The following is a 12,200-nucleotide window of genomic DNA, read 5'->3' on the forward strand; positions in this document are numbered from 1 at the left end:
TAGGTTGGGTGTGTAAGCGCTGTGAGGCGTTGAGCTAACCAATACTAATTGCCCGTGAGGCTTGACCATATAACACCCAAGCAATTTGCGCGTAACAGCCAGATTGCGGTGTGTGAAGACGAAACGAACCGAAAGTTCGAGAAAACACACAAACTATCGCATACCCAATTTGCTGAAACGTCGAAAGACGGCTCGGCACACCGAATTTCTTGACGACCATAGAGCATTGGAACCACCTGATCCCATCCCGAACTCAGAAGTGAAACGATGCATCGCCGATGGTAGTGTGGGGTTTCCCCATGTGAGAGTAGGTCATCGTCAAGATTAAATTCCGAAACCCCAATTGCGAAAGCAATTGGGGTTTTGTTTTTGTGCGACAAAAAATGCCTCATCCCTCGCAACATTCACGTTGGTCCTCTCAGCTGTCACTGCTGCGTGACAGTGCTAAGGTTCGGCCCTAGCTTTTGCATTTTCCAAGGAAGCCCTTATGCCGGACGCCATGTCCCTCAGCGCTGGTTTTATGGTGGTTCACGGTAACCGCCTGGACGAGTTGCGCAGCCTGGTGGTCAGCTGGATGCGGCGTTACCCCTTGGCGCCGCTGGAGAATGAGATCGCCCTGGTCCAGAGCAACGGCATTGCCCAATGGCTGAAGCTGGCCTTGGCTGAGGATCCTGAGGATGACGACATGGGTGGCTGTGGCATCGCTGCTGCCATCGATGTGCAGCTCCCCGGCAGTTTCATGTGGCAACTTTATCGCATGGTGCTGGGACGCGATGAAATCCCGCCCAAATCACTACTGGATAAAGCGCCGCTGACCTGGCGCCTGATGCGGCTTTTGCCCGAACTGATCGATCAGCCGCACTTCGAGCCCCTACGCCGTTTCCTTACTCACGACACGGATCTGCGTAAGCGCTATCAATTGGCCGAGCGCCTGGCTGACCTGTTCGACCAATATCAGGTCTATCGCGCCGACTGGTTGGAAGACTGGGCCGCAGGCAGGCATCAACTACGCAGCGCTCGAGGTGAGCCCAAGGTCCTGACCCCCGCTAACTGCTGGCAGGCCGAACTGTGGCGGGCGTTGTTGCTGGATGTGGGGGAGGAGGGCATGGCGCAGAGTCGCGCCGGTGTTCATCAACGTTTCATCGAACGAATCCTCAACCTGGAAACAGCGCCACAAGGATTACCTTCGCGAGTGATCGTTTTCGGGATTTCCTCCCTGCCGGCGCAAGCCCTGGAAGCCCTGGCCGGACTGGCCCGCTTCAGCCAGGTTCTGCTGTGTGTACACAACCCTTGTCGTCACCATTGGGCGGATATCGTCGCCGACAAGGACCTGCTGCGCCATCAATACAAGCGTCAGGCGCGCAAGGTGGGAATGCCCGCGGTGCTCGACCCACAGACCCTGCATCAGCATGCCCACCCGCTGCTTGCCGCCTGGGGTAAACAGGGCCGTGACTACATCAATCTGCTCGACAGCTATGACGATCCCAACAGCTATCGCTCGGCCTTTCGCGACGGCCGTATCGACCTGTTCAGCGAGAATCAGCCGCAGACCCTGCTGAATCAGCTGCAGGACGATATCCTCGAATTGCGCCCGCTGGAGGAGACCCGCCAGTTATGGCCGGCGGTCGATCTGCACCAGGACAAGTCGATCCGTTTTCACATTGCCCACAGTGCCCAGCGCGAAGTGGAAATTCTCCATGACCAGCTGCTTGCGCGCTTCAGTGAGGACCCTGAATTGCGTCCGCGGGATGTGATCGTGATGGTCCCGGATATCGACAGTTACGCGCCGCATATTCGCGCGGTCTTCGGTCAGTTGGAGCGTGACGATCGACGTTTTATTCCGTTCACCCTGACGGACCAGGGCCAACGTGGCCGCGACCCACTGCTGATTGCCGTGGAGCATCTGCTCAAGCTGCCGGACAGCCGGTTCCCCGTCAGCGAAATCCTCGACCTGCTGGATGTTCCGGCATTACGCGCACGTTTTGGCATTGATGAGGCCGATCTGCCGACCTTGCATCGCTGGATCGAAGGCGCCGGCATCCGCTGGGGCATGAACGCCGAACAACGGGCCGACCTGGGGTTGCCGGAGGAACTGGAGCAGAACAGCTGGCGTTTCGGCCTGCGCCGCATGTTGCTGGGTTACGCCGTGGGACGCTCCGATGCCTGCGAGGGGATCGAGCCTTACGATGAGATCGGTGGCCTGGATGCGGCCCTGATCGGGCCGCTGGTGGCTCTGCTCGATGCCCTGGAGATAGCCTATCAGAACCTCACTTTGCCGGCTTCGCCGCCACAGTGGGGCGAGCGCCTGCAAGCCCTCACGCAGCAGTTCTTCCTGGCCAGTACCGAGCATGACGACTACCTGCTGAGCCAACTCGAAGACTTGCGCGAAACCTGGCTGGAAACCTGCGAGTCGGTTGGCCTGCATGATGAGCTGCCGCTGACCGTGGTCCGCGAAGCCTGGCTGGCTGGCCTGGACCAGGGCCGCTTGTCCCAGCGTTTCCTGGCCGGTGCGGTGAACTTCTGCACGCTGATGCCAATGCGTGCGATTCCCTTCAAGCTGGTATGCCTGCTGGGGATGAACGACGGCGACTACCCGCGGGCGCAGCCACCGCTGGATTTCGACCTGATGGGCAGCGACTACCGGCCCGGTGACCGTTCGCGGCGCGAAGACGACCGTTACCTGCTGCTGGAGGCACTGCTTTCGGCGCGGGATCAGCTGTACGTCAGTTGGGTCGGTCGCAGCATTCGCGACAACAGCGAACGCCCGTCCTCGGTGCTGATCGGCCAGTTGCGCGATCACCTGGCCAGTGGCTGGAAGCTGGCGAATGACCAGGACGATCTGCTCGACGCCATGACCCAGGAGCATCCACTGCAACCTTTCAGTGCCCGCTATTTCCATGAAGGCCATGGGCTGTTCAGCTATGCCCGTGAGTGGCAGCTGTTGCACCAGACCCCAGTGGCTCCTCAAGCGCTTGAGCCTTTGGCGCCCTATATCCAGGAGGAGCCGTTGAGCCTGGGGCAGTTGCAGGACTTCCTGCGTAACCCGGTACGGCATTTCTTCAGTCAGCGCCTCAAGGTGTTCTTCGAGGCCGCCGACGCGCCGTTGGCGGACGAAGAGCCTTTTGTGCTCGACGCGCTGCAACGCTACAGCCTGAGCGACAGCTTGCTGGAGGCGGCGTTGAACTGCGCCGATGATCCGGACCAGGCCCTGCAGGCCCAGGCGCAACGGCTACAGGCCAGCGGTTTGCTGCCCATGGCCGGTTTTGGCGAGAGCCTGCAACGAGAGCTGATCGAGCCCTTGCCGGATCTGCTGATGCGTTATCGGCAATTGCTGGAATTATGGCCAACGCCGGTCACCAGCGCCTTGCCGATTACCCTTGAACTCAAGGAAGTGAAACTCGAAGGCTGGCTGAGCGGCCTGCACCAACGTAGCGACGGCGGGTTGCTGTCGGTCACCACCATCCCCAACAGCATCGGCTCACCCAAGACCCGCAAATGGCACCGCCTGACCCGGCCCTGGGTCAATCATCTGGTGGCCTGTGCCAGCGGCTACACCTTGACCACCGCGCTGGTGGCCAGCGACGACACCTTGTTGCTGCCGCCTCTGGACCGCGATGCGGCGCTGCAAAGCCTGGGCGATCTGCTGCTGGCCTGGCAGGCGGGCATGTGCCAGCCGCTGCCGGTAGCTGTGAAAACTGCCTTTGCCTGGCTGGGCCAGAGCGACCCGGGCAAGGCCGAAGCGGCGGCGCGCAAAGCTTATGAAGGCGATGGCCAGACCAGCGATGGCGAGCGTCGGGAAAGCCCGGCCCTGGCGCGCCAGTACCCGGACTACAACGCGTTGATCGCCGACGAAACCTTCAGCGGTTGGGTTGATGCGTTGTACCGCCCACTCTTACAGGCGCCCTGGCGCTCCGCGGCCAATGGGGAGGCTGACGCATGACCCGGCAAGCACCTTTGGCCTTGGCGTTCCCGCTACGAGGCAGCCAACTGATCGAAGCCAGCGCCGGTACGGGCAAGACCTTTACCATCTCGGCGCTTTACCTGCGCCTGGTACTGGGGCACGGCGGCGAGCCGGCCGGGTTCGGTCGCGAGTTGCTGCCGCCGCAGATTCTGGTGGTGACCTTCACTGACGCGGCGACCAAGGAACTGCGTGAGCGGATCCGCACCCGCCTGGCTGAAGCCGCACGCTTTTTCCGCGATGAAACCGCCGCGCCCGACGCGCTGATTGCCGAGCTGCGCGATCAGTTCGCCGCCGAGCAATGGCCGGGTTGCGCCAGCCGCCTGGACATCGCCGCGCAATGGATGGACGAGGCCGCGGTCTCGACCATCCACAGTTGGTGCCAGCGCATGCTGCGCGAGCATGCGTTCGACAGCGGCAGCCTGTTTACCCAGACCCTGGAAACCGACCACAGCGATCTGCTGGGCGAAGTGCTGCGCGACTACTGGCGCCTGTTTTGCTACCCGATGCAGGGTGATGCGCTGAACTGGGTGCGGGCCAACTGGGGCGGGCCCGCGGCCTTGCTGCCCAGGGTGCGCGCGCTGTTTGGCAGCGAGCGGGAAGTGGACGCGGAGCAGACGCCGGCGCAGTTGATCGAAGCCTGCTTGCTGGAGCGTCGCGCGGCGTTGGTGCAGCTCAAGGCGCCTTGGCGACAATGGGCTGAGCAACTGCGGGAGATCTGCTTGCAAGGCGTCGCCAGCAAGGCCGTCGATGGCCGCAAGATGCAGGCGCGCTTCTTTGAGCCCTGGTTCGAAAAGATCACCGCCTGGGCCGAAGACGAGTCCATAGAACAACTGGATATCGGTACCGGCTTCAGCCGCCTGACCCCCGAAGGCATGGCCGAGGCCTGGAAAGGCGATGCGCCGGATCATCCCGCGCTGGACGCCATGGCCGGGCTCAAGGCCGCGCTCGATGCCTTGCCGAGCCCCGACGCCGCGGTGTTGCAACACGCTGCGCGTTGGGTCGGCGCGCGCTTCGAGGAGGAGAAGCGCCGCCGTGCCGAGATGGGCTTCGACGACATGCTGCTGCGCCTCGACGCCGCGTTGCAGGCCGAGGGTGGCGAGCGTCTGGCGACGCTGATTCGCGAGCAGTTCCCGGTGGCCCTGATCGACGAATTCCAGGACACCGACCCGGTGCAGTACCGGATCTTCGAAAGCATCTACCGCATCGAGGACAACAACCCCGAGACCGGGCTGTTTCTGATCGGCGACCCCAAGCAGGCGATCTACGCCTTCCGCGGGGCGGACATTTACACCTATCTGCGCGCTCGCCAGGCCACCAGCGGCCGCTTGCATACCCTGGGCACCAACTTCCGTTCCAGCCACGCCATGGTCAAGGCGGTGAACCACGTATTCGAGCGTGCCGAGTCCCGTGAACAGGGGCGCGGCGCGTTCCTGTTCCGGGAAAAGAACGGAGAGAACCCGGTGCCGTTCCTGTCGGTGGCCTCCCAGGGGCGCAAGGAGCAGCTACACAGAGAAGGGCAGGTGGTGCCGGCGCTGAATGTCTGGCACCTGTCCTCGGAGCAAGCCATTTCCGGGGCGCTGTATCGGCAGCAACTGGCGGCGGCCTGCGCCAGCGAAATTGTCGCCTTGCTCAACGGCGGGCAGCAGGCCAGCGCCGGCTTCGCCCGTGACGGCCAGCCCTTCAAGGGCCTGCTGCCGGCGGACATCGCCATCCTGGTGCGCGATGGCAAGGAGGCCCAGGCCGTGCGCGGCGAACTGGCCGCGCGCGGGGTGCGCAGCGTGTATCTGTCGGACAAGGACTCGGTGTTCGCCGCCCAGGAAGCCCACGACCTGCTGGCCTGGCTCAAGGCCTGTGCCGAACCGGATATCGAGCGCCCGCTGCGCGCCGCGCTGGCCTCCATCACCCTGAACCTGCCGCTGGTTGAGCTGGAGCGCCTGAACCAGGACGAGCTGGCCTGGGAGAGCCGGGTCATGCAGTTCCGCGGTTATCGCCTGATCTGGCGTACCCAGGGTGTGCTGCCGATGTTGCGACGCCTGCTGCATGACTTCCAGTTGCCCCAGGCCCTGATCGCCCGCAGCGATGGCGAACGGGTGCTGACCAACCTGCTGCACCTGTCCGAACTGTTGCAGCAGGCGGCCGCCGAGCTGGACGGCGAACAAGCGCTGATCCGCCACCTGGCCGAGCACCTGGCCTTGTCCGGGCAGGCTGGCGAAGAACAGATCCTGCGTCTGGAAAGCGACGAACAACTGGTCAAGGTGGTGACCATCCACAAATCCAAGGGTCTGGAGTACCCGCTGGTGTTCCTGCCGTTCATCTGTTCGGCCAAGCCGGTGGATGGCAGTCGCCTGCCGCTGCACTACCACGACGAGTCGGGCAAGGCCCAGGTGACGCTACGGCCAACCCCGGAGTTGATTGCCCAGGCCGACGACGAACGTCTGGCCGAAGACCTGCGCCTGCTCTACGTGGCCCTGACCCGTGCCCAGCATGCCTGCTGGCTGGGTGTCGCCGACCTCAAGCGCGGCAATCACAACAGCTCGGTATTGCACCTTTCGGCCTTGGGTTATCTGTTGGGCGGCGGTGCGTTGTTGAACGAGTCCAGCGGCCTGGCGCGCTGGCTGCAAGATCTGCAGCAAGGCTGCGAGGCCATGAGTGTCAGCGAAATGCCCAGCGCCTCCGACAGTCGCTTCCATCCGCCGCGCAACGACGCCACCCTGCTGGCACCCCTGGCTCCCAAGCGGCGCGCCACGGAAAACTGGTGGATCGCGTCCTATAGCGCCCTGCGCATCAGCGACAGCCTGGGGGCCGGTAATACCGAGGCGCCGGAAAGCCCGCAGGCGCAGAAACTCTTCGACGATGAACGCCTCGACCCCGATGCCCCACGTGAAGTCGTGGCCAGCGGCGCGGACATCCATCGCTTCCCCCGTGGGCCGAACCCGGGGACCTTCCTCCACGGCCTGCTGGAGTGGGCCGGTGACGAGGGGTTCGCCGCCGACCCCGTCGCTATCGAGGACGCCATCGCTCGGCGCTGTAATCGCCGCGGTTGGCAAGGCTGGATCAAGACCCTGAGCGACTGGTTGTGGCACCTGTTGCAACTGCCTTTGCCCGCCGGGGCGGGGCAATCGCCGGTGGTGCTCGCGCAGTTGAGCCAATACCGGGTCGAGATGGAGTTCTGGTTCGCCAGCCACAAGGTCGATGTGCTCAAGCTCGACGAGCTGGTGCGCCAGTACACCCATCAAGGCGTGCCGCGGGTGACCGCCGAACCTGTCCTGCTCAATGGCATGTTCAAGGGCTTCATCGACCTGACCTTCGAGCATCAAGGGCGCTATTACGTGGCCGACTACAAATCCAACTGGCTGGGCGTGGATGACGCCGCCTATACCGAGCAGGCCATGGAACAATCGATTCTCGACAACCGTTACGACCTGCAATACGTGCTGTACCTGCTGGCCCTGCATCGCCAGTTGCGCGCGCGTCTGGCGGACTACGATTACGACCGGCACATGGGCGGTGCCCTGTACCTGTTCTTGCGTGGCACGGGTTCGGCCAGCCGCGGCGTGTTTTTCACCCGGCCACCCCGTGAGCTGATCGAGCGCCTGGACCGTTTGTTCCAGGGCAAACCCGAGCAGCCCAGGGCCGAGCCGGCGTGGGAACAGGGAGTATTGCTGTGATCGAGGATCTGCTGACGCCGCTGGAATCCCAGCCCGACCTGGCACCCCTGGTTCGGGCCGGCGATTTGCTGCTGTTGCTCGATCGTTGGGTCGAGCGCGGCTGGTTGCGCGCCCTGGACAAGGCTTTCGTAGGCTTCCTCCATGAGCTGGAGCCACAAGGCGATCCACTGGTGCTGATGGCCGCGGCGTTGACCAGCCATCAACTGGGCCACGGGCATGTTTGCCTGGATCTGTTCGAAACCCTCAAGGAGCCGGACTTCGCCCTGTCCCTGCCGCCGGAAGGCGACCTGCAAAGCACGGCGGTGGTACTGCCGTCGCAGGTGCTGGCGACGCTGGACGGCGCGCACTGGTGCAAGGCCCTGGCGGCCAGTCGCCTGGTGGCGCTGGCGGCCGACCAGAGCGAGCAGGCTCGCCAGCGGCCTTTGGTGCTGTCGGGCAAGCGCCTGTATCTGCGCCGTTACTGGGCCTATGAGCGGCGCATCGACAATGCCTTGCGCCAGCGCCTGGCGGTGCAGGAGGAGACCCCCGCGGATTTGGCCGAGCGTCTCGGCGGCCTGTTCGGCGCGGCCAAGGCGGCGGGGCCGGTGGACTGGCAGAAGCTTGCCTGTGCGCTGGCCACCCGCGGCGCCTTCAGTATCATTACCGGCGGGCCGGGAACCGGTAAAACCACCACCGTGGTGCGCCTGTTGGCCTTGCTCCAGGCCCCGGCTGTCGAAGCCGGCAAGCCTTTGCGCATCCGCCTCGCCGCGCCCACTGGCAAGGCGGCAGCGCGCCTCACCGAATCCATCAGCCTGCAAGTGCGCTCCCTGTCGGTCGACGACAGTGTGCGCGAGAAGATCCCCAGCGACGTGACCACGGTGCACCGCCTGCTGGGCAATCGTCCGGGCACCCGGCACTTCCGCCATCATGCCGGCAACCGCTTGCCGCTGGATGTGCTGGTGGTCGACGAAGCCTCGATGATTGACCTGGAGATGATGGCCAATCTGCTCGATGCGCTGCCGGTGCACGCGCGCCTGGTGTTGCTCGGCGACAAGGATCAACTGGCCTCGGTGGAAGCCGGCGCGGTGCTTGGCGATCTGTGCCGCGACGCCGAGGCCGGCTGGTACAGCCCGCAGACCCGCAGCTGGCTCGAGGCCGTCAGCGGCGAACAGCTGGCGGAAAGCGGACTGCAGGAAGACAGCGCCGGCACTCATCCGCTGGCCCAGCAGGTGGTGATGCTGCGCCACTCCCGGCGCTTCGGCGAAGGCAGCGGTATCGGCCAGCTGGCGCGCTGGGTCAACCAGCAGCAGGCCGAGGAAGCGCGCCGCCTGTTGGCCGCCCGCAGCCACGCCGACCTGTATGGCTTGAGCCTCAAGGGCGAGCAGGACCGCGCCCTGGAGCGCTTGCTGCTGGAAGGCCACGGCGACGGGCCGCAGGGTTACCGGCATTACCTGAGCCTGTTGCGCGGCCAGCGCCCGCCTGCCGATACGGCGCTGGAAGATCCGCGCTGGACCGCTTGGGCCCGCGATGTGCTGCTGGCCTTCGACCAGTTCCAGTTGCTCTGCGCGGTGCGCAAGGGGCCTTGGGGTGTCGAGGGGTTGAACCAGCGGATCACCGCCGCCCTGTTCAAGGCGCGGCTGATCGAAAGCGATCAGCAGTGGTACGAAGGTCGTCCGGTGCTGATGACCCGCAACGATTACGGCCTGGGCCTGATGAACGGCGATATCGGCATTGCCTTGAAGTTGCCCGAGCACGAAGGCACGCAAGACGGGCGCCAGGTGCTGCGGGTGGCCTTCCCGCGCAACGATGGCCAGGGTGGCGTGCGTTTCGTGCTGCCGAGCCGGCTCAACGATGTGGAAACCGTGTACGCCATGACCGTGCACAAATCCCAGGGCTCGGAATTCGCCCACACCGCGCTGATCCTGCCCGAGGCGCTGAACCCGGTGCTGACCAAGGAACTGATCTACACCGGCATCACCCGGGCCAAGGACTGGTTCAGCCTGATCGAGCCGCGGGCCGGGGTGTTCGAAGAGGCGGTGCGGCGCAAGGTCAAGCGCCTGAGCGGGTTGATGCTCGACCTGGGTTGAACGCCGGGGAACTGGCGTTCGGCACTCGATCAGAGCGCCGCCGCCAGTGCCGTCGCGCTTGGCTGCTCCAGCCCCATGAAGCGTCTGACCCGTTCCCCCGCCGCTGCTTCGCGGATCGCTTGCGGGCTGGCGTCCAGCTGGATATTGCCGCCCTCCATGAAGATCACCCGATCGGAAATCGACAGGGCGAAGTCCATCTCGTGGGTGACGATCAACATGGTCATGCCTTCTCGGGCCAGGTCGCGGATCACATTCAACACATCGCCCACCAGCTCGGGATCGAGGGCCGAGGTCGGCTCGTCGAAAAGCATGATCTGCGGCTCCATCGCCAGGGCCCGGGCAATCGCCACGCGCTGCTGCTGGCCGCCGGACAGCTGGTGCGGGTACTTGTGGGCGTGGGCCAGCAGGCCGACCTTGTCCAGCAAGGCGTAGGCCTGCTGCTCGCTCAAGGCCTTGCTGCTGCCGTGGTAACGCGGCGCCAGGCAGATGTTGTCGAGGATGCAGCGATGGGGGAACAGGTTGAAGTTCTGGAAGACCATGCCGATGTGCCGCACGCCCTCGCGCACCTGCGGGCTGTTGAGGTTGTCGCCGGCGCTGATGAAGCTGTTGCCGAACAGCACGATCTCGCCCTGATCGATGCGCTCCAGGCCGTTGATGGTGCGGATCAGCGAGGTCTTGCCCGAGCCGGACGGACCGATGATGGAAATCACCTGGCCACTGGCGACGTTCAGGTCGACGCCCTTGAGCACCTGATGATCGCCGTAGCGCTTGTGGATGTTTTGCAGTTGCAGGGCCGGGGCGCTGCCGGCTACCGGTCGTGGGCGAGGGCGGCTGTGCTGTGGTTGTGCCTGTTGCCGGAGCCGCTCGGTGCCGGCGGCATCCAGGGTTTGCGGGGTGCGCAGGTTCAGGTCCAGGTGGCGTTCCAGGCGCTGCAGCAGCCAGGCGAACAGGGTGACGATCAGCACGTAGTACACCGCCACCGCGGCCAGGGTCTCCATCACCAGGAAGTTCTGCGCATACAGGCGCTGGCCGACGGTGAGCAGTTCGGTCAGGGAGATCACCGAGATCAGCGAAGTCAGCTTGACCACGGTGATGTACTCGTTGATCAGGGTCGGCAGGGAAATGCGGAAGGCCTGGGGGATGACGATCAGCCGTTGCAAGCCGATCAGGCCGATGCCCAGCGCGCGGCCGGCTTCCTTCTGCCCCTTGGCCACCGAGATCAGCCCGCCGCGATGGATTTCCGCCATGTACGCCGCTTCGGTCACCACCAGGGCGAGCAGCCCCGAGTAGAAGGGGTTGGACAGCACCGAACCGGTGGCTGGAAACAGCTGGGGCAGGTTGTAGACGAAGACCACCAGCACCAGCAGCGGAATGCTGCGAAAGAACCAGATGTACAGCGCTGCCGGGGTTCTGATCCAGGCGGCCGTGGAGAGTTTGGCCGAGGCCAGGAGAAAGCCCAGCAGCATGCCGATGAACCAGGCCAGGGCGCTGAGCTGGACCACGGTGACGCAGGCATGCCAGAAGCTGGGCAGGGAAAACAGGGAGATGAAGTAGGACCAGTCGAATTGCATAAACACCTCAGGCGGCTTCGGATCGCAGGCATCAGGACGGGCGCTGCGCGCTCGATCGGGGGCCGGTCACGGGCGCATCCGTGCGCCGCAGTGGCTTGTCAGTCAGTCACCGGTTCCAGGTTGTATTTGCCGAGGATCGCGGCGTACTCGCCGTTCTTGCGACTCTCGGCGAAGGCTTCCTGCAGCGCCTTGTAGGTGGCGTCGTTGCCTTTCTTGACGAAGATGCCGAGGGTTTGCTGATAGATCAGGTGCTGGCTGGTGACCACCACCCGACCCTGGGTGCGTTCGGCGATCATCTTCGCCGCGCCGGCGATTTCCACCTGGGCCTGGATGTTCTTCGACAGCAGGGCCTGGGTCACCTCAGGTGCCGAGGGGTACTCGCTGACACTGATCGCGCCTTTGTTGTTCGGCACGCAGTAGTCGCTGGAGAGCTTCTGCAACTGGCTGACCCAGGTGGTGCCCTGTTCCAGCCCCACCTTCAGGCCGCACAGGTCTTCAGGGGTTTGCGGATTCAGGCCGCTGTCCTTGGACGTCATGATCGCCGCGCCGGTTTTCGCATAGGCGATGGTCATGGCTTGGGTCTGCCGTTCCGGGGTGATGTACATGCCGGAAATGATCGCGTCGTAGCGACCGGCGTTGAGGCCGAGGATCAGGCTGGGGAACTTGGTGTCGACGAACTCGGCCTTGGCGTTCAGGTGCCTGGCCAGGGCGTGGGCCAGTTCCGGGTCGGAGCCGACCACGTTCTTCTCGCTGTCATAGGACTCGAACGGCGGGTAGGTGATTTCCATGCCGATCTTCAGCTGTCCGGGTGTCGCGGTCGAGGCCAGGCCGGCGGTGGCGCACAACAGGCCGGCGGTGAGCAGGGTCAGGCGAGCAACGTTGTTTTTGTTAAGCATCGTGGGTCTCTCCAGGGGATGGAAGCAAAGGGCAAAAG

General features: G+C 64.2%; 5 protein-coding genes and 1 rRNA gene. 4 read left to right on the top strand and 2 right to left on the bottom strand.

Annotated elements, in window-relative coordinates:
• Positions 1-208: 208 nt before the first annotated feature.
• The 4 genes from rrf to recD all read left to right on the top strand — a co-directional run bounded on the left by rrf (position 209) and on the right by recD (position 9,695).
• A 5S ribosomal RNA gene (rrf, locus tag BM019_RS28165) occupies positions 209-324 on the top strand.
• 163 nt (positions 325-487) lie between these two features.
• Positions 488-3,940 (top strand): exodeoxyribonuclease V subunit gamma, encoded by a 3,453-nt coding sequence (recC, locus tag BM019_RS28170; protein WP_092422030.1) that lies wholly within the window; start codon positions 488-490, stop codon positions 3,938-3,940.
• The gene (recB, locus tag BM019_RS28175; protein WP_092422033.1) at positions 3,937-7,629 is read left to right on the top strand and encodes an exodeoxyribonuclease V subunit beta; all 3,693 of its coding nucleotides are present in this window, start codon (positions 3,937-3,939) and stop codon (positions 7,627-7,629) included. Before recC ends, recB begins: the two co-directional genes overlap by 4 nt.
• Positions 7,626-9,695 carry an exodeoxyribonuclease V subunit alpha gene (gene recD / locus BM019_RS28180; RefSeq protein ID WP_092422036.1) on the top strand — a complete coding sequence of 690 codons (2,070 nt, stop codon included), beginning with the start codon at positions 7,626-7,628 and terminating at the stop codon, positions 9,693-9,695. Before recB ends, recD begins: the two co-directional genes overlap by 4 nt.
• 29 nt (positions 9,696-9,724) lie before the next feature.
• Here recD and BM019_RS28185 read toward each other — a convergent pair whose 3' ends face one another.
• Together BM019_RS28185 and BM019_RS28190 are read right to left on the bottom strand one after the other, a co-directional pair.
• Positions 9,725-11,266, bottom strand: coding sequence for an amino acid ABC transporter permease/ATP-binding protein (locus BM019_RS28185; protein ID WP_092422039.1), 1,542 nt, complete (start codon positions 11,264-11,266; stop codon positions 9,725-9,727).
• Positions 11,267-11,364: 98 nt separating this feature from the next.
• On the bottom strand, positions 11,365-12,162 hold the full coding sequence (locus tag BM019_RS28190; RefSeq protein WP_007922149.1) for an ABC transporter substrate-binding protein: 798 nt from the start codon (positions 12,160-12,162) through the stop codon (positions 11,365-11,367).
• Between the last annotated feature and the right edge of the window lie 38 nt (positions 12,163-12,200).

Source organism: Pseudomonas sp. NFPP07, assembly GCF_900115645.1.
GTDB lineage: Bacteria > Pseudomonadota > Gammaproteobacteria > Pseudomonadales > Pseudomonadaceae > Aquipseudomonas > Aquipseudomonas chlororaphis.